Source organism: Nonomuraea zeae (assembly GCF_005889725.1).
Lineage (GTDB): Bacteria > Actinomycetota > Actinomycetes > Streptosporangiales > Streptosporangiaceae > Nonomuraea > Nonomuraea zeae.
Window position 1 is genome coordinate 1 of the sequence record NZ_VCKX01000208.1, and the last position, 22,628, is coordinate 22,628.

At 71.2% G+C, this 22,628-nt stretch carries 21 protein-coding genes; 9 read left to right on the top strand and 12 right to left on the bottom strand.

What is annotated here, in order from left to right; genetic code table 11:
- Positions 1 to 175: 175 nt before the first annotated feature.
- The gene (locus ETD85_RS43475) at positions 176 to 847 is read right to left on the bottom strand and encodes a response regulator transcription factor (RefSeq protein WP_138695689.1); all 672 of its coding nucleotides are present in this window, start codon (positions 845 to 847) and stop codon (positions 176 to 178) included.
- Positions 848 to 1,035: 188 nt separating this feature from the next.
- On the opposite strand from ETD85_RS43475, the gene ETD85_RS43480 reads away from it, so the two are divergent.
- The 3 genes from ETD85_RS43480 (at position 1,036) to ETD85_RS43490 (ending at position 3,141) form a co-directional block, all read left to right on the top strand.
- On the top strand, positions 1,036 to 1,548 hold the full coding sequence (locus ETD85_RS43480; RefSeq protein ID WP_170247157.1) for a serine hydrolase domain-containing protein: 513 nt from the start codon (positions 1,036 to 1,038) through the stop codon (positions 1,546 to 1,548).
- Positions 1,549 to 2,018: 470 nt separating this feature from the next.
- Entirely contained in the window at positions 2,019 to 2,543 is a 525-nt protein-coding gene (locus tag ETD85_RS43485; protein ID WP_138695691.1) for a zinc metalloprotease, read from the top strand.
- Positions 2,544 to 2,556: 13 nt separating this feature from the next.
- Entirely contained in the window at positions 2,557 to 3,141 is a 585-nt protein-coding gene (locus ETD85_RS43490) for a hypothetical protein (protein ID WP_138695692.1), read from the top strand.
- 115 nt (positions 3,142 to 3,256) lie between these two features.
- Here ETD85_RS43490 and ETD85_RS43495 read toward each other — a convergent pair whose 3' ends face one another.
- The 3 genes from ETD85_RS43495 to ETD85_RS43505 all read right to left on the bottom strand — a co-directional run bounded on the left by ETD85_RS43495 (position 3,257) and on the right by ETD85_RS43505 (position 5,396).
- On the bottom strand, positions 3,257 to 3,841 hold the full coding sequence (locus tag ETD85_RS43495; RefSeq protein WP_138695693.1) for a dihydrofolate reductase family protein: 585 nt from the start codon (positions 3,839 to 3,841) through the stop codon (positions 3,257 to 3,259).
- An 89-nt stretch (positions 3,842 to 3,930) separates the two neighbouring features.
- Positions 3,931 to 4,509 carry a TOBE domain-containing protein gene (locus ETD85_RS43500; protein WP_138695694.1) on the bottom strand — a complete coding sequence of 193 codons (579 nt, stop codon included), beginning with the start codon at positions 4,507 to 4,509 and terminating at the stop codon, positions 3,931 to 3,933.
- A 62-nt stretch (positions 4,510 to 4,571) separates the two neighbouring features.
- Positions 4,572 to 5,396, bottom strand: coding sequence for an MBL fold metallo-hydrolase (locus ETD85_RS43505; RefSeq protein ID WP_240779822.1), 825 nt, complete (start codon positions 5,394 to 5,396; stop codon positions 4,572 to 4,574).
- 252 nt (positions 5,397 to 5,648) lie between these two features.
- On the opposite strand from ETD85_RS43505, the gene ETD85_RS43510 reads away from it, so the two are divergent.
- The gene (locus ETD85_RS43510; protein WP_138695696.1) at positions 5,649 to 6,338 is read left to right on the top strand and encodes a type 1 glutamine amidotransferase domain-containing protein; all 690 of its coding nucleotides are present in this window, start codon (positions 5,649 to 5,651) and stop codon (positions 6,336 to 6,338) included.
- On the opposite strand, the gene ETD85_RS43515 is transcribed toward ETD85_RS43510, so the two are convergent.
- Positions 6,335 to 7,270: an SDR family NAD(P)-dependent oxidoreductase gene (locus ETD85_RS43515; RefSeq protein WP_138695697.1), complete on the bottom strand. Its 936-nt coding sequence runs from the start codon at positions 7,268 to 7,270 to the stop codon at positions 6,335 to 6,337. The two genes, ETD85_RS43510 and ETD85_RS43515, sit on opposite strands and share 4 nt — an antisense overlap.
- A gap of 179 nt (positions 7,271 to 7,449) precedes the next feature.
- Positions 7,450 to 8,085, bottom strand: a complete 636-nt coding sequence (locus ETD85_RS43520; RefSeq protein ID WP_138695698.1) for a TetR/AcrR family transcriptional regulator — start codon at positions 8,083 to 8,085, stop codon at positions 7,450 to 7,452.
- A 96-nt stretch (positions 8,086 to 8,181) separates the two neighbouring features.
- Here ETD85_RS43520 and ETD85_RS43525 point away from each other — a divergent pair, with 96 nt between their 5' ends.
- Both ETD85_RS43525 and ETD85_RS43530 read left to right on the top strand, forming a co-directional pair.
- Positions 8,182 to 8,547 carry a YybH family protein gene (locus ETD85_RS43525; protein ID WP_206059243.1) on the top strand — a complete coding sequence of 122 codons (366 nt, stop codon included), beginning with the start codon at positions 8,182 to 8,184 and terminating at the stop codon, positions 8,545 to 8,547.
- A gap of 106 nt (positions 8,548 to 8,653) precedes the next feature.
- A complete protein-coding gene (locus ETD85_RS43530; RefSeq protein WP_138695700.1) occupies positions 8,654 to 9,367 on the top strand; it encodes an SDR family NAD(P)-dependent oxidoreductase in 714 nt (237 codons plus the stop codon).
- A 38-nt stretch (positions 9,368 to 9,405) separates the two neighbouring features.
- On the opposite strand, the gene ETD85_RS43535 is transcribed toward ETD85_RS43530, so the two are convergent.
- A complete protein-coding gene (locus ETD85_RS43535; RefSeq protein ID WP_138695701.1) occupies positions 9,406 to 10,419 on the bottom strand; it encodes a LacI family DNA-binding transcriptional regulator in 1,014 nt (337 codons plus the stop codon).
- 244 nt (positions 10,420 to 10,663) lie between these two features.
- Here ETD85_RS43535 and ETD85_RS65035 point away from each other — a divergent pair, with 244 nt between their 5' ends.
- Positions 10,664 to 11,977: a glycoside hydrolase family 3 protein gene (locus ETD85_RS65035; protein ID WP_206059244.1), complete on the top strand. Its 1,314-nt coding sequence runs from the start codon at positions 10,664 to 10,666 to the stop codon at positions 11,975 to 11,977.
- Between the two features lie 6 nt (positions 11,978 to 11,983).
- A complete protein-coding gene (locus ETD85_RS65040; protein ID WP_206059245.1) occupies positions 11,984 to 14,272 on the top strand; it encodes a glycoside hydrolase family 3 C-terminal domain-containing protein in 2,289 nt (762 codons plus the stop codon).
- 32 nt (positions 14,273 to 14,304) lie between these two features.
- On the opposite strand, the gene ETD85_RS43545 is transcribed toward ETD85_RS65040, so the two are convergent.
- The 5 genes from ETD85_RS43545 to ETD85_RS43565 form a co-directional block, all read right to left on the bottom strand.
- Positions 14,305 to 16,467 (bottom strand): WD40 repeat domain-containing serine/threonine protein kinase, encoded by a 2,163-nt coding sequence (locus tag ETD85_RS43545; RefSeq protein ID WP_138695702.1) that lies wholly within the window; start codon positions 16,465 to 16,467, stop codon positions 14,305 to 14,307.
- Between the two features lie 134 nt (positions 16,468 to 16,601).
- Entirely contained in the window at positions 16,602 to 18,521 is a 1,920-nt protein-coding gene (locus ETD85_RS43550; RefSeq protein ID WP_138695703.1) for a DUF8034 domain-containing protein, read from the bottom strand.
- Positions 18,522 to 18,541: 20 nt separating this feature from the next.
- Complete coding sequence (locus tag ETD85_RS43555) at positions 18,542 to 19,423, bottom strand: carbohydrate ABC transporter permease (RefSeq protein WP_138695704.1); 882 nt, start codon at positions 19,421 to 19,423, stop codon at positions 18,542 to 18,544.
- Positions 19,413 to 20,327: a carbohydrate ABC transporter permease gene (locus ETD85_RS43560; RefSeq protein WP_206059246.1), complete on the bottom strand. Its 915-nt coding sequence runs from the start codon at positions 20,325 to 20,327 to the stop codon at positions 19,413 to 19,415. Before ETD85_RS43560 ends, ETD85_RS43555 begins: the two co-directional genes overlap by 11 nt.
- Positions 20,324 to 21,703, bottom strand: a complete 1,380-nt coding sequence (locus ETD85_RS43565; protein WP_138695705.1) for an ABC transporter substrate-binding protein — start codon at positions 21,701 to 21,703, stop codon at positions 20,324 to 20,326. Before ETD85_RS43565 ends, ETD85_RS43560 begins: the two co-directional genes overlap by 4 nt.
- 158 nt (positions 21,704 to 21,861) lie before the next feature.
- Between ETD85_RS43565 and ETD85_RS43570 the strand changes: the two genes are divergently transcribed.
- On the top strand, positions 21,862 to 22,628 hold a 767-nt coding region (locus ETD85_RS43570), incomplete at its 3' end, for a FadR/GntR family transcriptional regulator (protein WP_138695706.1).

Sequence of the window (22,628 nt, forward strand, 5' to 3'; positions counted from 1 at the left end):
GACAAAGGTGATAAAGAGACAGGGGCGGGGCCGGTCGGGTCCAGGTAGGTGACGAGCGCGGGGCGCCGCATCATCAGCAGGTAGGTCAACCCGGTCAGCGCGGCGCCGGCGGCCAGCACCAGGGCGGTCTGCAGCAGCGCGAGCCGGGCCCGCGCGGTCAACCGGGCCCGCGCGGTCAACCGGGGCATTCTGCGCCGCCGATCCGGTAGCCGGCGCCGATGACGGTCTCGATCAGCGGCGGGTCGCCGAGCTTGCGGCGCAGCGTGCCGACGGTGATCCGGATCGCGTTGGTGAAGGGGTCCGCGTACTCGTCCCACACCTTGTCCAGCAGGGTCTCCGAGCTGACCACGTCACCGCCGGCGGCCAGCAACTGCTCCAGCACGCCGAACTCCTTCGGCGTCAGGCGCAGCAGCCGCCCGTCCCGCTCGGCGCTGCGCCGGGCCGGGTCCAGCTCCACTCCGGCGGCCCGCAGCACCGGCGGGCGGGCCGGGGCGCTGCGCCGTACCAGCGCGTGGACCCGCGCGACCAGCTCGGAGAACGCGAACGGCTTGCCCAGGTAGTCGTCCGCCCCGAGCATCAGCCCGCCGACCCGGTCCTCCACGGCGTCGGACGCGGTCAGCATGAGCACCCGTGACGAGCCCCGCCGGACGAGCCGGCGGCACACCACGTCACCGTGCACGACCGGCACGTCCCGGTCCAGGACCACCACGTCGTACGGCGTGATCTCGCACTTGTCCAGCGCGCTTTGGCCGTCGAGGGCGACATCGACGGTGAAGCCGTGCTTGCGCAGCCCGGCCTCGATGTAGCCGGCCAGGGGCCGCTCGTCTTCGACCAGGAGCACACGCATCCAGGCAGTATCGCAACGCCCGCATATGGAACACATATGGTCAGCCGATCGACCGCCGATCGATGCCGGCCGGTAGATGTGATCACCTCGGAGCCCTGCCAGGAAGGTGATCGACCATGACGAGCACGCGCCGAAATGGGCGGGCCCCAGGAGTTAGGCGGGGCAGGACGGCCGGCCTGGACTCCAGGGTGGCCGCCGGGGTAGCCGGCGCGGTGCTGGCGTTGAGCGTCCCAGCACCTACAGCCGCCGCAACCACCGCCGGCCAGGTCAAGCGGGGAGACGTCCGGCAGGCCATGTCGAACCTGGCGAACATCGACGGCGTGGTGGGCGCCATCGGGCAGGTGTACGTCGATCGCAGGCGGGCGGGACAGGGGACGGCGGGCTCGCGCCTGCTCGACGGAAAGGGCGGACGCGTCCCTCCGGATTCCCGCTACCGGACCGGGTCCCAGACCAAGCAGATGACGGCCGCCGTCCTGCTGCGACTCGTCGCGAAGGGCAGGCCCGGCCTCGATGACAAGCTGGCGGGCGTCCTGCCGGAGGTGACGCGGCAGGATCTCGTGGAGCGGGCCGACGAGATCACCGTACGGCAGTTGCTCCGCCACACCTCGGGCATCCCCGACTTCTTCGCCTCCGGGCAGTTCGACGACCCCTTCGACTTCACGACGAGCTGGCCCGGCGGATCTTCGCGCCTCTCGGGATGAATCACACCTACCTGCCCGCCAGGCCGCCTCAGGGCATCAGCGGCCCGCACGGGCACGGCCACCAGCCCGACGCCGAGGGCAGGCCGCGCGACGTGAACCGGCGGAACGCGAGCTTCGGCGGCGCGGCCGGGGCGTACGGGCCGCCCCAAGCCCGTCGCCAGCTGTCTACAGGCATAAGGGGCATCCCTTTTGTCCGTACCGCACACCCGGCTGCACCTCCCCGGGCGTTATCCGTCACGGACGCCACGCATTCGACCTGCGTATTCCGCCGTCTTACCAGGCCGGGCCGGCCTCACGCGCCTCCTCTTGACACGTGATCATCAGGCGTCCATACTCCCATCGAAGCGCTTAAATCGGTCTTTCAATACCTCCTTCCCGACCCTCGGGGCTTACCAAGCATCTCGGCTTCCAGGCTCGGTCTCGCGTTTTTACGCGCGGCAAAACAAGCACGCGAGGAGTGACATCTCGAAATGACTTCGAGAGCGTTGAGACGTATTGCCCGAAGAGGATTCCTGACCATCACCGCCCTGATTCTGGTGGTGACGACGAGCGCCAATCCGGCCTCCGCCCACTGGAACGGCACGGGCCAGGACATCGCCAGCATCCACATGTACCCCTTCAGCTATAACAGCACGTGGCAGACGCCGATGAACAAGGCGCTGGCCAATTGGAACGCGACCTCGAGCCCGGCCAATTTCTACAAGAACTCGAATTCGGGTTCGACCATCACGGTGAAGTCCTACAGCAACACCTGGTACGGGAACTACCAAAGGTGCGGCGGGATGTGCATGTACGTCCGGCTCAACTCGCGCACCATCAACCGGGACGCCTCGAACTTCTCCAACTTCGTCACCAGCACGCTCGTTCACGAGTTCGGGCACGCGCTGAATCTCGCGCACAACTCGGGCACGTCCATCATGAATACGAGCCGGAATCGTAACTCGATGACCAAACCCCAGTCGCACGATGTCGCCGACGTCAACGCCTACTACTAAAGGAGGCCGCCCCGTGCTACGACGTCTTGGCGCGCTCGTCCTCACCGCGCTGTTCGTGACCGCGTGCTCGTCCCACGAGGAGCCCGTCCTGTATCGGGCCGACTATCCCCAGTACGAGAGCGCCGACGCGCTCTTCGACCGGGCGAACCTGGTCGTCGAGGCCCGCATCGTCGGCGAGCCGCGCTACCTCCAGGAAGTGACGGAGCCCGATCCCGTCTCGACCGATCCGCAGCTGAATCCCGAGGCGGGAGCCCCCGCCGCCGCGCTGGCCGCCCAGCCCGAGGCCCCGCCGATGGTCATCACCGTCTACACCGCCCAGGTGCTGAAGGTCTTCAAGGGTCAGGCCCAGGTGGGGCAGTCCGTCGAGGTCAAGGAGCTCGGCGGGACCTTCGAGGGCGTGACCTATCAGGAGGAGCACACCACCGCGCTGACCCAGGACGGCGGGTACATCCTGTTCCTTGAGGCCTACCCCGACTCCCCCGCGGCGTTGCTCAATCCCATCCAGGCCAAGTATCCGCTGGACTCCGCCAACAATCCGGCGCCGCTCCCGGAGAACACCATCAAGGTGACGCGGAACGAGCTGGAGGCCATGTCCTGACCAACTCGTCCTCGCCCGTGGGAGGGCCCGCATTCCTGCGGGCCCTCCCACGGGCGTGACGCCAGGTCGGCGGGATCCGGCGGCGCCCGCCCTCGGCGACGGCCTGCCGAACAGGTCAGCGGCGGACGCGGTAGCGGATGTGGGTGGCCTCGGGGGTGTCGATCACCCGGACGATCTCCAGCTCCACGCGCGACGGCAACACCTCGAACAGCCTCCTGCCGCCGCCGAACAGGACCGGGATCTGGTGGATCTGCACCTCGTCCAGCACCCCGGCCTCGATGGCCCGCTGCCCGGTGTAGGCGCCGACCACGTACACGATCCGGTCCCCCGCGGCGGCCTTCGCCTGTGCCATCGCGCTTTCGATGCCGTCGCTCACGTAGGTCACCAGCGGATAGTCCGCGACGGACGGGCCTGGTGGCCGGTGGCTGGGCACGAAGATCGGGATCCCTTGACCGTGGTGATCGCCACCCCAGTGATCCACCTGCTCCGCGGTACGCCGTCCCGCGACGACCGCACCGGCCGCGGCGATCTCGCCGAGCACTTCCCCGGCCGCCCCGGACTGGCGGAACTCGCCGTCCGGCGTGAGACCCCACTCGTGCAGCCGGATGAAGCCGTCGCCACCGGGGTTGCCCGGCTTGTCGTCCGGTCCCGCGATGTACCCGTCGAGCGACATCGACATGGCAAGCACTGACACTGGCACTTCGGCCTCCTGCGATCTCGATCCGAGCTGGTTCGGCGCCCTCGCACTGGACGATCCTCAGTATTACCGCCGCAGGCGACACAATCGCGTCAGTCCAGGACACCCGCCGAGGCCGGGCCGGGTCCGGCGGGCCCGAAGACGCGGATCGCGTCCGGCGGGAGCTCGACGACCAGCTCGGAGCCGTGGCCGACCGGCGTCAGGGTACGCACCACCAGCTCGCACTCACCGAGATCCGTCACGTATCGGTAGTGGTCGCCGAGGAAGGCCCGCGAGCGCACCTTGACCGTGACCACGTTGACCGCGTCGACCGTGTTGACCGGGCTGGCCGGGCTGACCGCGTTTACCGGGCTGACCGCGTCCCGGTGCGCGCCGCTCGGCGGGTGTACCACGATGCGCTCCGGGCGGACGGCGAGCCGCACGTCGCCGTCGAGGCCCGTACCGGACGGGACGACGAGCGGCCGGCCCAGGCCGTCCAGCCACACCTGCGCGGTGCCGTCCGCGCCCGGCGTGGCCCGCCCCGCGAGCACGTTCACGGTCCCCACGAAGCCGGCGACGAACTCGTCGGCCGGCTCCTGGTAGATCTCCTCCGGGGTGCCGACCTGCCGGACCCGGCCCTGGTCCATGACCATGATCCGGTCGCTCGTCGAGAGCGCCTCGTCCTGGGTCATGCGTCACGAAGACGGTGGTGACGCCGATCCGCTGCTGGAGGGCGACGTCCTCCGGTGGCGGCTCAGCCGCGCAGCGCCGACCAGGTTCCGTGATCGACCAGGCGGAGCAACGACGAGAGGCCGGCCTCGTCGAACGCCGTCGCCAGCTCTGCCCGCCCCTCGGAGAAGTGCGTCCACCCGTCGTAGTGCGCCGGGACGACCACGCCGGCGCCCAGCACCGCTGCGGCGGCCGCGACCCTGCGGCCGTCCATCGACACCGGACGCTCCCGGAACTTGCCCTTGACGCGGGCCGCTCCGGCGTTGAGCACGGCCGCGTCGATGCCGGGCACGCGGCGGGCGATCTCCGCCACCGCACGTATCGAGGCGTTGTCGCCGCTCACGTAGATGGTGGGCAGGCCCTGGCCGGACAGGACGAACCCGGTGACCTCGCAGTTGACGTGGCCCTCCGCGTCGCGCTCGCCGTCCTCGGGCCCGTGCACGGCCGGGACGGCCAGGACGGTCAGGTCGCCGCCGTCGTCCGGGCGTGACACCGCGAAGGTCGCCCAGGGAGCCAGACCGACCGCCGGAGCACCCAGCCTGCGGGCCGCGCCGGGCGAGGTGAGGATCACCGGGGCCGTCATGGCGAAGGCGCGCCCCCGGTCGTCGAGGTTGTCCGGATGGGCCTCGTGGCTGACCAGCACCACATCGACCGGACCCAGCCGGTCCTCGGGCACCGCAGGACCGAGCGTCTTGGTCAGATAGCCGTGGGGGCCGGGGTCGTCGAAGGTCGGATCCACGACGATCCGCAGGCCGCCGACGTCGATGACGGTGGTGGGACCTCCGAGCACCGTCGCCGCGCAACCCTGCCGGGGCAGGTCGTGATCCCCCGTCGCCGCGCTCGCATGCACAGGACAGGCCCTCCTTACGCTGGTGGTGTCCCCGCGATCGAGCCCGGGCAGGGAAAGACGCAGGTCAAGCGCCTGCGCCCACAGATCCATGCTCCACGCACATGAGGCTCCGCAGTGGACGACACGCGGCGGTCGTCCGGCTCGGCATCCTGGACCCCCGGCCTGTGGCCTCGGTCACACCCGGACATAGGATGCTTACTGTACGGCTCGCGCCAACCGCATCAGACGCAAGACGGGGGAGGCGGTTGTCCCATGGCGAAGCTGCTTTTCGTGATGACCGGGACGGCGTACTGGACGCTCAAGGACGGCACCAGGCACGCGACGGGATATTGGGCCGAGGAGTTCGCGGCCCCGTACAAAGCACTGACCGAGGCCGGGCACCAGATCGTGGTCGCCACCCCCAAGGGGGTGATCCCGACCGTGGACATGATGAGCCTGCGCCCCGAGATGGCCGGCAACACCCAGATCGCGCTCGATCTGGAGGAGATCATCCGCTCGGCGGAGGTGATGCGGCGGCCGATCCAGCTGGCGGACGCCCGACTGGAGGACTACGACGCCGTCTACTTCCCTGGCGGGCACGGTCCCATGGAAGATCTGTGCGTGGACGCCGACGCCGGCCGGTTGCTGATCGAGGCGCTGGCCTCCGGCAAGCCCCTCGCCATCGTCTGCCACGCCCCGGCCGCGATGCTGGCGACCCGCATCCACGGCGCATCACCCTTCGCCGGCTACCGGATCACCGCGTTCACCAACGAGGAGGAGAACGCGGTCGGGCTCGGCCAGAAGGCCCGCTGGCTGCTGGAGGACGAGCTCATCGACCTGGGTGTCGACTTCACCAAGGGCGAGATGTGGAAGCCGTACACGGTGGTCGACCGCACCCTGTTCACCGGCCAGAATCCCGCCTCGGCGGCCGTGCTGGCCGACCGCCTGCTCCAGGTCCTCTAGCCGAGCAGGTCGAGGGACACCCGCCAGAGTCGGGCGGCGGCCTCGGGGGCGACGGCGTATGCCGCGAAGCCGCGCCGGAGCCCCGGCGTGTGCGAGGCGGCCTCCTGGCAGTCCTCGAAGTAGCGGCCGGTCACGCCTTCGACGAGGGGTGAGGCGGCCAGGAGGGTCGAGGTGGCCGCGCCCTGCGGGATGTCCTTGACCGTCACGCCGTCGCTGGATCCGGGCTCGAATGCCGCGGGCGGCGCGGACATGTGCCGCGCCAGGCAGGTGCTCCAGATGCGGCCGGGGTTGAGCGCGTTGACCGCGATGCCGTCGGCGGCCCAGCGCCTGGCCGCCTCGACGGCGAAGAGGATGTTCGCCGTCTTGGACTGGCTGTAGGCCCGCCACGCGTCGTACGGGTGGTGCTCGAAGTGGAGGTCGTCCCAGATGACGTCCCCGTTGACATGGCCCACGGAGCTCACCACGACGACCCGCGCGCGCCCGGCGGCGGCGAGGGCGCCGTGCAGCCCGGTGGTGAGGGCGAAGTGACCGAGGTGGTTGGTGGCGAACTGCAGCTCCCAGCCCTCGGCGGTGCGCCGCTCGGGGGTGGCCATGATGCCGGCGTTGTCGACCAGGATGTCGAGCGGATCCCGCCAGGCGGCGACGAAGGCGTCGATCGAGCCGCGGACCGACAGGTCCAGGTACGCGACGCGCACGCGCGCGCTGCCGGTGGACTCGACGATGCCGGCGGCGGCCTTCTCGCCCGCCGCGGTGTCACGGACCGCGAGGGTGACGTCGGCGCCGGCCTTGGCGAGCGCCCGCGCGGTCTCCACGCCGATTCCGGCCGACGCTCCCGTCACGATGGCCCTCTTGGCGGACAGATCGACGCCCTCGACGATCTCCTCGGCCGTGGTGGCCGGTCCGAAGGGGGTCGTGACGCGTTCGGTGTTCATGCTGGTGGTCCTTCACATCGAATTAACCGGAGCCGGGTCCGGTTAATTCAATATAAACGGACCCGGCTCCGGTTGCAACGACGGGGGTGCGTGCCGACCGGCTCTTCACCGCACAGGCGCGCGGTGCGTGCCGACCGGCTCTTCACCGCACAGGCGCGCGGTGCGTGCCGACCGGCTCTTCACCGCGCAGGCGCGACAGGCGCTTCCTGGGCTCGGCCGGGAGAAGCGGCGCCGAGAAGGGCCAGGCAGTTCGTCCACAGGGCGTCGAGGCGCCGGGTGTTGTTGTAGAGCTTGGCGAAGAGCACCTGGCCCTCAAGCTGGGCGACGACGGATCGCGCGGCCTCACGGGTGTCGGCGACGGTGACCTCGCCACGCTCGCGAGCCGCGGCCACGACCTCTTCGACCATGTCGACCTGCGCCTCGAAGATCTGCTGCAGGCGTTCGCGCAGAGCTTCGGTCTGGTTGCTCATCTCCAGCGTCAAGTTCCCGAAGAGGCAGCCCGAGACGGTGCCGCAACTCTGCTGGCCCGCGCGCTGGTCGGCCTCGGTGGCCTCGAACAGCCGGCGCAGCCGCTGGAGGGGCGGGTCGTCGTCGCCCAGGATGCGCTGCCAGTTGCCGCGCTGGCCGGCCCAGTGCTCGTCGATGACGGCCAGGGCCAGGTCCTCCTTGGAGTTGAAGAAGTAGTAGAAACTACCCTTCGGCACGCCCGCCGCCTTGCAGATCTCGGCCACACCCAGCGCCGAGTAACCGCGCAGCTCGATGAGCGCCTGCGCGGCGCTGAGGATCCGCTCCTTGGCGTCACTGGTTCGTCCCATGTTGCCAGTGTATGACCGGTCGTCTACGTTTACTAGACCGGTCAACTATTACCTTGAATCAAAGGCCCCACCTGCGGGGCCATGGAGGCAGACACCATGACCGATCCGATGCGCGAGATCCTGAGCCGCTGGAAGGCCGCTTTCGACGGCCACCAGGTGGACACGATGGCCGACCTGTTCACTCCCGACGCCCTCTTCCAGGGCTTCGGCCCCGAGGTGGTCGCCGGCCGTGACGCGGTGCGCGCGTACTACGAGGCGGTGCCCGGCGATCGCACCGCCGACGTCACCGTCGTGAGCACGTACACCATCGGCGAGGAGGTGGCCGGCGGGTTCGCCGACGTCACCTTCCGCGACCCGAAGGGGTGGCAGGCGCCGGTGCATCTTTCGCTGGTCCTCCGGCGCGATCCGGACGCGTGGCGGATCCGCCAGTACCACGTGTCCCGGGTCTCGGCCGGGCACTGACCGACTTCGACCCATCCGACCGGGGCATCATCCCCCCTTTGACGATTGTCGACCGGTCGTCTACGTTGATAGACGACCGGTCGGCTATATACGAAAGAGGCTCATCATGAGTAACCACGAGCAGAAGGTCGCGGTCGTCACCGGGGCGTCGCAGGGCATCGGCGCCGGACTCGTCGCCGCCTACCGCAAGCTCGGCTACGGCGTCGTCGCCACCTCACGCACGATCGCCCCCGCCGATGACTCCGGCGTCGTGACCGTCCAGGGCGACATCGCCGACCTGGCCACCGCCGAGCGCGTCGTGGCCGCTGCCGTCGAACGCTTCGGCCGGGTCGACGCCGTGATCAACAATGCCGGGATCTTCATCGCCAAGCCCTTCACCGACTACACCGCCGCCGACTACGCCGCCGTGACCGGGGTGAACCTGGCCGGGTTCTTCCACATCACCCAGCTCGCCATCCCGCACATGCTCGCCCAGGGCGGCGGCCACATCGTCAACATCACGACCAGCCTGGTGGACAACCCCGACTCGAACGTCCCCTCCGTGCTGGCCTCGCTGACGAAGGGTGGCCTGCAGGCCGCCACCAAGTCCCTCGCCATCGAATACGCGACCCGCGGCGTCCGCGTCAACGCCGTCTCGCCGGGCACCATCAAGACCCCGATGCACCCCGGCGAGACGCACCAGGCCCTCGCCGCGCTGCACCCGGTCCAGCGGATGGGCGAGGTGAGCGACATCGTGGACGCGGTGATCTACCTCGAGACGGCCCCGTTCGTCACCGGCGAGATCCTGCATGTCGACGGAGGCATGAGCGCCGGCCACTGACCGGGGCGATCATGCCCCGGCGGCCCGCGCGCCCGCTCTCATGCGGGAGCGGTGCTGGACCGGACGACGAGGGCGGTGGGCACCTCCACCCTGGCCGGCGGCCGGTCGGCGAGCAGGGCGGCGAGCCCGGCCGCACCCAGCTCGGGCCACGGCTGGCGCACCGTCGTCAGCCCCGGCGTGGCGTACGCCGCCGCCAGCGAGTCGTCGAAGCCGACCACGCTGACGTCGCCGGGCACCCGCAGGCCGTGCTCGCCGAGCGCCTGGTAGACGCCGAGTGCCATGGCGTCGGAGCAGGCGAAGACGGCGGTCGGCGGCTCGGGCAGCTCGCCGAGCATCGCCCGCGCGGCCTGCAGCGCGTCGTCCATCTGGAAATATCCGCAGATCTCCCAGCGCGGATCGATCTTCAGCCCGGCCACGGCCATGGCCTTGCGGTAACCGGCGCGCCGCTCCTTGGCGCACGGCACCCCCGGGCGGCCGGTGACGATGGCGATGCGCTCGTGGCCCAGGCCGATGAGGTGCTCGGTGGCGGCCCGGGCACCGGCCACGTTGGTGGCGGCGACGACGGGCAGGCCGCGCGGGACCGCGGCGCGGGGCTCGACGACCACCGCGGGGATGTCGTGGTCGGCCAGCCAGGCGCGCTGCGTGGCGGTCGGCATGGTGCGCACCAGCAGCACCCCGGCGCTGTCACGGGCGCCGAGCCGGTCGAGCCAGGCGGGCGGCGGCTGGCCGTGCTTGGTCCGGCCCACCACGGCGGAGACCACCAGGTCCACGCCCAGCTGCCAGGCGGCCTCCTCCACCCCTTCGAGGATCGCCAGCGCGTACGCCGAGCCGAGCCCCTGCAGCATCACGTCGACCAGGCTCCCCCTGGCCGTCCTGGGTCGTTGCCAGGAATGGCCCCGCCGCTCCAGCACCTCGGCGATCAGCTGCCGGGTACGCGCCGAGACGTCGGCCCGGCCGTTGAGCGCCTTGGAGACGGTGGCGACCGAAACCCCCGCCTCGCGGGCGATCGACGCCAGCTTGGGCAGCGGCGAAAGCGGATCTTGGACGGCCATGGCCCCACTCTCCTCCGCCACCTCGTGCCCGGGCCACCGGCTGTGCCGAAAAATTTCGAGATTGCGGCCGATTCGGCGGCTAGGGCCGTTCGTCCGGTTTTGTGGGCCATTGACGTTGCAATCTTGCTAACGCAATGTTTCCGGCAACCGGTTGCATCCCCTTTCCCGAAGGAACGCGCGTCCCGGCGCGTCCACCCCGCGCGGCGTCTGATTCGCCGACACCTACCTGATCAGAGGTCTCTCCATGGCGTTATCCATGACCTCGCGGCGGGCCGTCCTCCTGGTCGCGGCCTGCTCGCTCGCCGGCGTGATCGGCCTGTCCGGCGGCGCCACGCCACCGGCGCGGGCGGACACCACTCCCCTCTATCTCGACACCCGCCGCTCCTTCGAGGAGCGCGCGGCGGACCTGGTGTCGCGGATGACGCTGGAGGAGAAGGCCGCCCAGCTGCGCACCAACAGCGCGGCGGCCGTTCCCCGGCTGGGCGTGCAGCAGTACACGTACTGGAACGAAGGGCTGCACGGGGTCAGCAGGCTGGGCGCGAACACCAACCACGGCTCGGTCTCCGGCGTGCCGGCCACGAGCTTCCCGACGAACTTCGCCGCGTCCATGTCCTGGGACCCGGACCTGATGTACGCCGAGACCACGGCCATCTCCGACGAGGTGCGCGGCTTCCTGGACAAGTCCCTGTGGGGTGTCGGCGCCAACAACATCGGCCCGGACAAGAACGCCTACGGCTCCCTGACGTACTGGGCGCCGACCGTCAACCTGGACCGCGACCCGCGATGGGGCCGCACCGACGAGGCGTTCGGCGAGGACCCCTACCTCGTCGGCCGGATGGCGGGCGCGTTCGTCAACGGGTACCAGGGCCAGACCCGGGACGGCCGGCCCGCCACCGGCTACCTGAAGGTGGCGGCCACCGCCAAGCACTACGCGATGAACAACGTGGAGAAGGACCGCTACGCGATCAGCTCCGACACCGACGACCGGACGCTGCGCGAGTACTACCTGGCCCCGTTCCGCCGCCTGATCGAGAACGACCGGGTCTCCGGTCTCATGACCGCCTACAACGCCGTCAACGGCACCCCGGCGGTCGCCAACACCTACACCGTCAACCAGATCGCGCAGCGCACGTACGGGTTCGGCGGCTACGTCGCCTCCGACTGCGACGCGGTCGGGACCACGTACAACCTGCCGCCGAACGGCCACGACTGGGCGCCGCCCGGCTGGAGCACCGACCACAAGCCCGCGCCCACCTGGACCAGCACCGCCACCGGCGCCACGCTGTCCGGGCAGGCGGGCGGGCAGGCGTACGCGCTGCGCGCCGGGACCCACGTCAACTGCCGGGGCCCCGAGGCCAACGCGCAGAACCTCCGCGACGCCGTCGCGGCCGGCGCGCTCAGCGAGGGCGTGCTGGACACCGCGCTGGTCCGCCTGTTCACCGTGCGCATGCGCACCGGGGAGTTCGACCCGGCGGACCGGGTCCCGTACACGAAGATCTCCAAGGACGTCATCCAGAGCCCGCAGCACCAGGAGCTGGCCAGGAAGGTCGCCGCCTAGTCCCTCGTGCTGCTCAAGAACGACGACCGCCTGCTGCCCGCCGACGCCGCGCGGCTGGACAGCGTCGTCATCCTGGGCGACCTGGCGAACAAGGTGACGCTCGGCGGCTACTCCGGCAACCCGGCGACGACGGTCAGCGCCGTCCAGGGCATCACCTCGGCGGTCAGGGCCGCCAACCCCGCCGCCTCCGTCACCTACGACGCCGCCGGCACCTCGACGACCGCCACCGGCGAGGCGCAGCTCAGCGCCGCCACCCAGGACGCCGTCAGGGCCGCGGATCTGGTGGTCGTCTTCGTCGGCACCGACGACAACGTGGCCCGCGAGGGACGCGACCGCACGACGCTGGCCCTGCCGGGCAACTACCGCTCGCTCATCGAGCGGACGGCCGCGCTGGGCAACCAGAAGATCGCCCTGGTCATCCAGTCCAACGGGCCCGTCGCCATCGACGACCTCCGCGGCAGGACGCCCGCGATCCTGTTCAGCGGCTACAACGGCCAGAGCCAGGGCACCGCCCTCGCCGACGTGCTGTTCGGCGGCCACAATCCGAGCGGGCGGCTGAACTTCACCTGGTACAAGGACGACTCCCAGCTCCCGCCCGTCTCCGACTACGACCTGACCCCGTCGGCCACCGGCGGGATCGGCCGCACGTACCAGTACTTCACCGGCACCCCCACCTACTCCTTCGGCCACGGGCTCAGCTACAGGGACTTCGCCTACTCCAGGATCCGCGCCGACCGGCCGGTGGCGAGCGCGGACGGCGAGGTGACCGTACGCTTCGACGTCACCAACACCGGCTCCGTGCCCGGCTCCACCGTCGCCCAGCTGTACGCCGCCACGCCGTTCACCGTCCGCGGCTACGGGCTGCCGAGGAAGCGGCTGGCCGGCTTCCACAAGACCGGGGTGCTGCCGCCCGGAGCCACCGAACGTGTCGCCCTCACCGTGAAGCTCGCCGACCTCGCCCTCTGGGACGCGGGGAAGATGCGGGCGTTCGTGCCCAACGGCCCCTACCGCTTCGAGGTCGGTGCCGGCAGCGCCGATCTCGCCGGCTCCGCCACGGTCCGGGTCACCGGCCGGATCACCCCGAAGGTCCGCTACGTCACCGTCCAGCCCGAGGCCGTCGCCTACCAGGCGGGCGACACCATCGACCTGACCGGCAAGAACCGGTGGATCGCCGACACCACCGACCCCGCCAAGGAGAGGCGCAACCTCCAGGTCACGGCGGACGGCATCGTGGAGGCCGTCAACGACGACCAGTCGTTCGCCGACCTCAGGCACGCCCGGGTGCGCTACGCCAGCAGCGACACCGGCGTGGCCGTCGTGGACCGCAGGGGCAAGGTGACGGTGGTCGGGGCCGGCGTCACCACGATCACCGCCACCGTGGACGGTGTCACCGGCTCGGCCGTCATCACCGCGAAACACCCCTTCACCCTCACGGGACCCCAGACCGTCGAACCCGGCTCCACCGCCACCGCGACCACCTCGTTCACCAACTCGGGACCCGGCGCGCTGACCGACGTCACCATGACGCTCGCCACCCCGGACGGCTGGAGCGCGCAGCCCGCAGCCCCCGCCTCCTTCCCGGCGCTGGCGGGCGGCCAGAAGGTGACGACCACCTGGTCCGTCACGGTCCCAGCGGACGCCGCCCGCGGCGGATACCTGTTGCGGGCCGCCATCGCCTACACCGGTCAGGGCGGCCGCAGCGGCGGCGACGAGGTGACCGCCCGCACGGCGATCCCCTTCGCGTCGCTGCCCGACGCGTACGGCAACGTCGCCATCAGCGACGACGCCCGCCCCGCCGAAGGCAACCTCGACGGCGCCGGCCGCAGCCTGTCCGCCCAGGCGCTCGCCTCGGCGGGCGTCACGCCCGGCGGCACGGTCACCCACGACGGCCTGAGCTTCATTTGGCCGGACGTCCCGTCCGGCCAGGTGGACAACGTCGTCGCGGGCGGCCAGGCGTTCACCGCCGCCGGAACCGGCGCCCGCCTCGGCTTCCTCGGCCTGGCCAACAACGGTACCGCCACCGGCACGGGCACGATCGCCTACACTGACGGCACGGTCCAGCCCTACACGATCAGCTTCCCCGACTGGTGGTCCGGCGGCGGCGACACCGTCGCCGCGCTCCCCTACCTCAACACCAGGAACGGCCGGCAGACCCGCACCGTGCACCTCTCCATGACCTCGGTACGGCTCCAGCCCGGCAAGACGGTCCGGCTCGTCACCCTGCCCGACGTCGGCAAGGAAGCCACCAGCGGCACCACCGCCATGCACATCTTCGCGGTCTCCATCGGAGGATGAGCCCGGTTCCCGGCCTCCCCTTCGCCTAGCGTTCAGGGGGAGGCCGGGCCGAGGCTCCATCCGGTCACGTTGCCCTTGGCGTCACCCGCGGCAAGCCAGGACTCCCCTTCGTCCTCGGCGATCACCACCGAGTAGACGCGCCCGCCGGGGGACTTCAGCGGGTCGCCGAGCTGCTTGCCGCTGCGCAGGTCCCAGACGCGTACGGTGCCGTCGAACCCGCCGGAGGCGACGACCGCGCGGCCCTTCACCCTGCCCACCGCCAGGCAGGCGACCTCGGCGGTGTGGCCGGAGAACGAGGTCAGCTCCTGGCCGCTGCGCAGGTCCCAGACACGGACCTTGTGGTCGGAGCCGCCGCTGATCCCCACCGGCGTGCCGTCCATCACGGTGGTCGCCACCGCGAAGACGTCACCGCTGTGGCCGCGGAAGGTGGCGCCCAGAGCTCCGGTGTCCAGGCTCCACACCTGCGCCGTGTCGTCGGCCGACGCGGTCACCGCGAACGGGCGCCCGTCGCTCGTGCCGGTCGCGACGCCGAACACCGGGTCGCCGCCCGCCGCCTTGGGCTGGGGCCCGGCGTCCTTGCCCGTCCTCGGGTCCCAGACGTGGACCTTTCCGGCCTCGTCGCCGCTGACCAGGACCGTCCTGCCCGACACCTGCGCGGAGGCGATCGTGTAGACCATGCTCTGGTGGCCTTTGTACGTGGGGCCGAGGGGCTCGGCGCTCCCCGCCCCGGAGACGATGACCCCGCCGTTCTGCAGCCGCCTGAACATGGCCGCCTGCCCGTCCACCTCACCCACGTCGATGGCGGCGTCCGTCTGCTCGCCGCCGGCGCTCTTCAGCCGGGCGAGCTCGCTGGGGGGCGTGCCGAACTTCCACACCTTGGCCACCCCCTTGGTGCTGCCGGCCAGCACCACGCGCTGTCCCTCGTAGAGGCTCACCGCCAGGCTGTTGGCCTCGCCGCCGAGCGCGACCTTCGCCACCCTCCTGCCGTACGGCCGGGCGGCGGCGGCACTGGCCGTCGCCGACGGCACGCTCGTCGCCGGCGAGGGCGTGGGCGTGGGCGTCGACGGAGAGTTGCCCGCTCCCCCTTGCAGGACCACCACGATCACGCTCACGAGCACCGCCGCGGAGGCGGCCGAGCCCACCACCAGGAGCCTGGACCGCTTGCGGCGCGAGCCCGTGGTGAGGAGGGCGGGCGGCGCTCCTTCCGTGGGCGGCGCTCCTTCCCTGGGCGGCGCTCCCTCCCTGGGCGGCGCTGCGGAACCGGGCGGCCCGGCGGGCTCGGCGAAGGGCGGCCCGGATGACGGCGTGCTGGTAGGGGTCCAGGCGTGTGCCACCCCGGGCGCGGGGGCGGCGACCGGGCGGGCGGCCGAGCTCCCGCCGACGGGCCTGGTCACGGTCTGGTCGTCGCCGAGGAGGAGGTGCAGGACCTCGGCCGCCGATGGCCGTTCCCCCGGCGCCTTGGCCAGGCAGCGGGCGAGCAGGGCCCGCAGGGGCTCGGGGACGCCGTCCAGGTCCGGCTGGGCGTTGAGGATGCGGTACATCACCGCGGGCACGGTGTCCTGGCCGAACGACGGGCGCCCGGTCGCGGCGAAGCCCACGGTCACCGCCCAGCTGAACACGTCGGACGCGGGCTCCGCCGGCTCACCGTGGATCACCTCGGGAGCCATGTACGTCGGCGTGCCCACCGAGCCGCCGGTGGCGGTCATGTCGATCGCGCGCGCGATGCCGAAGTCGATCACCCGGGGGCCGTCGGAGCCCAGCAGGACGTTCGACGGCTTGAAGTCGCGGTGGACGATGCCGGCGCGGTGGATGGCCGCCAGCGCGGTGGCCGTGCTGACCGCGATGCGGTCGAGCGCGCCCCCGGACCTGGGCCCGTGCCGGCGGACGGAGTCCTCCAGCGACGAGCCGTCGACGAACTCCGACACGATGTAGGGCGTGTCACCGTCGACGGCGACGTCCAGCACGCGGGCCGTGCAGAACGCCGCCACCCGCATGGCCGCGTCCACCTCGCGTAAGAAACGCTCGCGCGCCTCGCTCCTGCGCGCGAGCCTGGCGTGCAGCACCTTGATCGCCACTCGCTCGCCGGAGGGATGCTCGGCCAGGTAGACCGTGCCCTGCCCGCCCTCACCGAGGCCCCCGACGATGTCGTAGTCACCCAGCCGGGTCGGCTCGCCGGCCTGCAGGGGGCGGAACATGGTTCCCGACGATACACGTTCAGCAGATCAACGGCGATCCTGCACATTCCCGGCCTGTCCGGGGGCCGCGCCGCCGCCGCCTTCGCCCTTCCAGGCAAGGTCGGGCGACGGGTTCTCCGGCCTCGCAGGCGAGGTCAGGCGACGGGCTCTGCGGCCTCCCAGGGCGCGCGATACGACGGCCGGAAGGCGCGCAGCCGCAGCCGGAGGGTGAGCGTGACAGTGGTGGCCGCCGGCAGTTCCACGGTCAGGTGCGGCCCGCCCACCGCGTGCTCGACCGCCGAGACGACCGGTTCGTGGTGGATGTACTCGGTGTCATGACCGGTCCAGCCGGGCTCGGCCGCGGTCGCCGCGGCCGTGACGATCTCGTGCTCGCCGAACGCCCCCGCCTGGACGACGATCGTCCGGTCGTGGTCCGCCGACAGGTTCACCAGCGTGACCACCGTCGCCTCCGGCTCGATCGCGCTGACCAGCGCCGCCACCTGGTCGGGGACGCCGGGGCGGCGGCGCTCGGCGTCGAAGTAGCGGACCCTGGCCTGCTGGAGGCCGCCGTTGTAGACGACCTGCGGGCCGCCCCACATGAGCTGGGTCAGCGCCTCGGTCACCACCGGATTGACGTTCTGCCACAGGTGGATGTCCTCCTCCGGCAGGTCCCGGCCGGCGTTGGCCAGCAGCAGCGCGATGCGGCGGCGGGCCTGGGCGTGCGCGGCGGCCAGGATGCGCTCCGGATAGTCCGGGTTGTCGCCGCACAGGTACGCGTACCACGGCTCCTCGTGCCCGGCCTCCTCCTTGTCGCGGAAGGGCCGCACGGTCGCCCAGTCGTATCCGGCGGCGGAGCGCAGCGCGTCGAGGCGGGCCCGGTCCTCGGCCGCCCCGGTGCGGTGCCAGAGCGCCAGCGGCACCGAGGTCTGGATCGGGTTGTAGTCGAACCAGCCCTTGTCGCTGTGCCGGTAGGGCACCAGCAGCGTCGGGACGTGGGCGTCGGGGCCCAGGTGGGCCCGCCAGCGCCCCTGGTTGGCCGAGTCGCTCTCGTCGAAGGGCAGCTTGACGCCGCGCTCGATGACCGCGTCCAGCAGGGAGCGGACGAAGCCGAGATAGCGGTCGTCGCCGGTGGCCAGGGCCGCGCTGAGCGCGCCGACGGCCGTCGCCTGGCCGAGGCTGTACAGGCCGTGCGGCCAGGTCCAGCCGTAGTGCGCGCCGTACCAGCGGCCGTCGAGCGCGCTGCCGACCACGCCGTCAAGGCCGACGTTGTCGGGCACGACGCCGCCGTTCTCCTCGGCCCGGCGCTGCCAGGCCCCGACGTACTCGCGCAGCCACTCGGCATAGCGCTCGTCGCCCGAGACCAGGTAGGCGTTGCAGACCAGGCCGGCCACGCTCAGGTTGCCCACCGCGTCGCCCCGGCCGAGCCGCCGCTGCATCTCCTCCCCCAGCCGGGGGTCCTCGGCCGGCGGCGGGACGGGCGCGCCGGGCGGGAGCAGCCAGTCCAGCGGGTAGCCGTACTGGGCGGCCTCGGCCTCGGTCCACGGGTAGGACGGGGAGTCGGCCACCCCTTCCCGCGCGCCGCCGCTGCCATTGTGCGGGGCCTTGATGATGCGGTGTCGCGGGTCGTAGTTCCCCTTGGCCGGGTCGAGATAGAGATCGGCGAACCGGGTGGCCCGCGCGGCCCAGGCGGCCGGGTCGGCGGCGGTCAGGAAATACGTGAACAGCAGGCTCTCACCCTGGTGGAACCAGTCGTAGCCGAGCTCGAACTCCTCGGCGAACATGCCCAGCCGGGTCATCTGGGCCACCACGCCGTGCCAGTGCCGCGCGCAGGTCTCCAGCAGGTCGTCCGCGCCGCCCAGCAGGTAGAGCTGGGGCCAGTTGAAGAACGGCTCGAAGAAGTCGTCGGCGCCGTCGCGCGAGGACAGCCGGCCGCCGTACCGCAGCGAGCCGTCGGGTTCGGCGTACCGGGAGGAGAACAGCCGCCATCCGCTGTCGAGCAGGTCCAGCAGCGCGCGCTGGGACAGCGCCCAGGCCGGGGGGTCGAGGACGGGGACGCTGGCCGTCACGGTGGTCATGCGGTGAAGACTCCTCAAGGTCAGCCCTTGGTCGCGCCGGCGGTGAGCCCGGCGACCAGGAAACGTTGCGAGAACAGGAAGACGAGCAGCACGGGGGTGATCGACAGCAGGGTGGCCAAAACCAGCTCCGGCGGCTGCACCTCGGCGTTGGCGCCGACGACGGGGTTGAAGGTGGGGGTCGCGGCCAGCATCTGGGTCAGCCCGACCTGCATCGGGTAGTTGTCGCTGTTCGGCAGCATCACGTACGGCAGGAAGAAGTTGTTCCAGTTCGTCACGAAGCTGAAGAAGGCGACCAGCGCGACGACCGGCTTGGCCAGCGGCAGCGCCACCCGGGCGAACGTCGCCGACTCGCTGCAGCCGTCCAGCCGCGCCGAGTCCAGCAGCGAGGACGGGACGCTGGTGGAGAAGTAGATGTAGGTCAGGTACACGCCGAACGGGAAGAACGACATCGGCAGCACCACAGAGGCCGCCGTGTTGACCAGCCCCATGTAGCTGAACTCCAGGAAGATCGGCAGCACCAGGGCGGTGGCCGGCATCAGCATGACCACGAGGGTGACGATGAGCAGCAGGCGGCGGCCCTTGAAGCTCATGAGGGCCAGGGCGTAGCCGGCCGGGATGCTCACCAGCAGGGTGAGCGCCACCGACAGGACGGCGTAGAGCACCGAGTTGCCCATCCAGGTCGCCACGGCGCCGTCCTGGAAGGACATGAGGTGGCGCCAGTTGTCCAGCAGCGAGGCGATCGAGCCGGGCGCGAGCGGGGCGTCCTGGAGGAGGCCGGCCGGGGTCTTGGTGGCGGCCAGCACCAGCCAGACCATGGGCAGCACGAAGAACAGCGCGAACGCCGTCAGCAGGACGGCGATCAGGGCCCGGATCGCGGTGCGGGCGGGGTGGTCAGTCCGCATCGAACAGTCCTCCCCTGGCGACGAAGAAGCCGGCGCAGCACAGCGCCACGATGAGCAGGTCGATCGCGATGGCGGCCGAGCCGTTGAAGTCGTTCTGGTCGAAGGCGTACAGGTAGGCGAGCTGGTTGAGCGAGTAGTCGGTGCCGACGACGCCGAAGCCGGCCTGCGAGATGAGCTGCGGCTCGACGAACAGCTGGGTGCCGGCCGCGAGGGAGAGGATCAGCATGTACACGATCCACTTGCGCAGCATCGGCAGCTGCACGCGCAGCGCGATGCGCACGGGCCCGGCGCCGTCCACCCGCGCGGCCTCGATGATCTCGTGCGGGATGCTGTTCAGGGCGCCGTACATGACCACGATCCAGCCGCCCGCGCCTGTCCAGAAGGCGATGATGGTGAAGATCCACGGCAGGTGTCCGGGGGCGACCACGGCCACGAAGGACGATCCCCACAGCGTGCGCACGATGCCGTCGACCGGGCTCACGGACGGGTCCAGCATGAACAGCCACAGCAGGACGCTGGAGGCGCCGGCCAGCGCGCCCGGCACGTAGTACACGAACCGCAGCGCGGCCCGCGACCAGGCCGCGGTGAGCCGGTGCACGAGCAGCGCCAGCACCAGGACCAGCACGGTCAGGGTGACCAGCCACAGCACCAGGTACGTCCCGACGTGCCCGACTGCGGCCAGGAACCGGTAGTCCTGGGCGGTGCGCACGAAGTTCGCGAACCCGGCGAAGCGCCCGTCGGCGTCGGTGAAGGCGAGGTTGAGCGCGTACACCGTCGGGACGATGCCGAAGGCCACCAGCAGCACCACGTACCCGGAGACGAACACGTGCCCCGCCGCCGGCCGCCAGGAGCGCGGGCGGCTCCCGGCGTGGGCGCCGGCGGCGGTCATCGCGGGTGCGCTCATTTGGTTACCTGGTAGCCGAACACCTGGGCCTGCTGCTCGATGGCGGTCTGCCACTCCGGCAGCAGGGACTCGACGGTCTTGCCCGCGGTCTGGGCGGGGATGACCGTCTTGGCCCACACGGCCTCCTGGCTGAACTCGGGCGAGCCCCAGCCCGGCCAGACCTGTCCGGCCGCGGCGGTGATGGGCGCGGCGATGTCGCCGGCGTAGTAGCCGCTGTCCTGCTGCTTGGCGATCCACTTGGCCGCCGCGGCGGAGTGGGCGGGGTAGCCCGGCGACTTCTCCACCTGGTACGCGTCGGCGGTGGTGACCCAGGTGACGAAGTCCTTGGCGGCGGCCAGGCGGGCGCTGTGCCGGGAGACCCACCAGGCGCCGCCGCCGACGTTGCCCGTCACCGGCGGGTTCTGGTCCGCCCAGTGCAGCGCCTCGCCGACCGCGAGCTCGCCCTTGGGGGTCTTGAGCGCGCCCTGGAACACCGCGCCGCCGTACCAGGCGGGGCCCGGCAGCATGAGGACCTTGTCGCCCTGGCTCTTGGCGAAGTCGGGGCCGAAGAGCGGCGACATGGACATGGTCTTGTTCGCCACGAGCTTGTCGATCATCCGCGCGGCCCGCACGCAGGCGGGGTCGGTGGCCTTGACGGTGATCGCCTTGGCGGCGGTGACCTGGTTGGCCGGGCACTGCGCGCCCCACAGGTAGATCTCGGGCGCCCACGCGTCACCGGCCGTGCCGACGAGGTAGCCCGGGTGCTCGGCGGCCACCTTCTCGCCCAGCGCCTGGTATTCCTCCCAGGTCTTGGGCACCTGGTAGCCGAACTCGTCCAGCAGCTTCTTGTTGTACCAGAGCACCACCTGGGCCAGGTCGTTGCGCAGGCAGTAGACGGTGCCGCCGACCGTGCACACGTCGAGCGCGCCCTTGGCGAACCCGTCCAGCGTGGCCTGGTCGATCAGCCCCTTGTCGAGCGGGGCGACGAAGGCGTCGTCTCCCTGGGAGGCCCAGGACGCGGTGTTGTTGTCGGTGGTGAACACGACGTCCGGCCACCCCTCACCGGCCCGGTTGAAGAGCTGGACCTTGGTCTTGAGTGCGTTGGAGCCGTTGGCGTTGCCGTCGTAGGTGACGATGTCCAGCGCCGCGTCCGGGTGCGCGGCCTGGTACGCCTTCGCCGCGTCCAGCCGGGTGGAGTCCACCCAGACCACGAGCTTGCCGTCCTTCTGGGGGGCCGGGGCGAAGCCGTACGGGGAGCCCGCGGCGGGCGTGGCCGGGCCGCTCTTCGCGGTGCCGGCGGAGTTGGGCGGGCCGCAGGCCGCGATGGCGACCAGGACCGCGGCCGCGGTGATCGCCGTCGCCGCGGTGCGGCGCGGGGCGTGACTGCGTCGTCTCATTGATGTTCCTCGTGAGCGAAGGCAGGGGGACGGAAAGACGGATGTGAGGTACGTAAACGCCGCGTTTCGCGATATGACATCATACGTATGATGTTTTGCACAATGCCCTATACTCAAGGCGGTCCGGACACAGGACCATCAGTGCTCGGGAGGGCACGTTGACTCAGCACGCACCGGCGGACCCGTGGACCGGCGACGCAGCGCAGCCCACCCCGCCCGGCCGTCGATCACGCCGGACCCGCCCCGCCAAGCTGGGCACCACCGTGGTCGAGCAGATCGTCGACGACATCGTCAGGGGCGTGCTCAGGCCCGGTTCCGCGCTACCGCCCGAGGGCGACCTGTGCGAGGAGTTCGGCGTCAGCCGTACCGTGATCCGCGAGTCGGTGAAGGTCGTGCAGGAGAAAGGCCTGGTCAGGATCGAGCACGGCCGCGGCACCCAGGTCACCGACCCCCGCCAGTGGAACCTGCTCGACGACGTGGTGCTGACGTCGGTCATCGCGCACGACGAGAACGCGACGTTCCTGGACGAGCTGGTCTCGGTCCGCACGGCGCTGGAGACCGACATGGCCGCCGCCGCGGCCCGCTTCCACACCCCGCAGGACGACGAGCGCATCGCCGCCGAGCTGGCCGCCATGCGGGCCAGCCTCGACTCGGCCCCCGACTTCGGCGCCGCCGACGTGCGCTTCCACGACATGATCATGGCCGCGTCCCGCAACCGGCTCGGCCGGGCCATCGTCAACAGCATCCACGACAAGGCCCGCACCAGCATGCGCTACCACGGCGAGTACAACGAGCCCGTGATGCGGCAGACGCTGGACGAGCACCAGGCGATCAGCGACGCGATCGCCGCCGGCGACCCGGACGCGGCGACCGCGGCCATGCGCCGCCACATCCTCGACTCGTGGAACCGCCGCCGCCCCACGCC

Coding starts and splice junctions, on each gene's coding strand:
- ETD85_RS43550 (WP_138695703.1), bottom strand. CDS start 18,521: ATGACCACCGTGACGGCCAGCGTCCCCGTCCTCGACCCCCCGGCCTGG.
- ETD85_RS43515 (WP_138695697.1), bottom strand. CDS start 7,270: ATGAACACCGAACGCGTCACGACCCCCTTCGGACCGGCCACCACGGCC.
- ETD85_RS43530 (WP_138695700.1), top strand. CDS start 8,654: ATGAGTAACCACGAGCAGAAGGTCGCGGTCGTCACCGGGGCGTCGCAG.
- ETD85_RS43475 (WP_138695689.1), bottom strand. CDS start 847: ATGCGTGTGCTCCTGGTCGAAGACGAGCGGCCCCTGGCCGGCTACATC.
- ETD85_RS43520 (WP_138695698.1), bottom strand. CDS start 8,085: ATGGGACGAACCAGTGACGCCAAGGAGCGGATCCTCAGCGCCGCGCAG.
- ETD85_RS43510 (WP_138695696.1), top strand. CDS start 5,649: ATGGCGAAGCTGCTTTTCGTGATGACCGGGACGGCGTACTGGACGCTC.
- ETD85_RS43555 (WP_138695704.1), bottom strand. CDS start 19,423: ATGCGGACTGACCACCCCGCCCGCACCGCGATCCGGGCCCTGATCGCC.
- ETD85_RS43500 (WP_138695694.1), bottom strand. CDS start 4,509: ATGACCCAGGACGAGGCGCTCTCGACGAGCGACCGGATCATGGTCATG.
- ETD85_RS65035 (WP_206059244.1), top strand. CDS start 10,664: ATGGCGTTATCCATGACCTCGCGGCGGGCCGTCCTCCTGGTCGCGGCC.
- ETD85_RS43560 (WP_206059246.1), bottom strand. CDS start 20,327: ATGAGCGCACCCGCGATGACCGCCGCCGGCGCCCACGCCGGGAGCCGC.
- ETD85_RS43525 (WP_206059243.1), top strand. CDS start 8,182: ATGACCGATCCGATGCGCGAGATCCTGAGCCGCTGGAAGGCCGCTTTC.
- ETD85_RS43565 (WP_138695705.1), bottom strand. CDS start 21,703: ATGAGACGACGCAGTCACGCCCCGCGCCGCACCGCGGCGACGGCGATC.
- ETD85_RS43535 (WP_138695701.1), bottom strand. CDS start 10,419: ATGGCCGTCCAAGATCCGCTTTCGCCGCTGCCCAAGCTGGCGTCGATC.
- ETD85_RS43485 (WP_138695691.1), top strand. CDS start 2,019: ATGACTTCGAGAGCGTTGAGACGTATTGCCCGAAGAGGATTCCTGACC.
- ETD85_RS43545 (WP_138695702.1), bottom strand. CDS start 16,467: ATGTTCCGCCCCCTGCAGGCCGGCGAGCCGACCCGGCTGGGTGACTAC.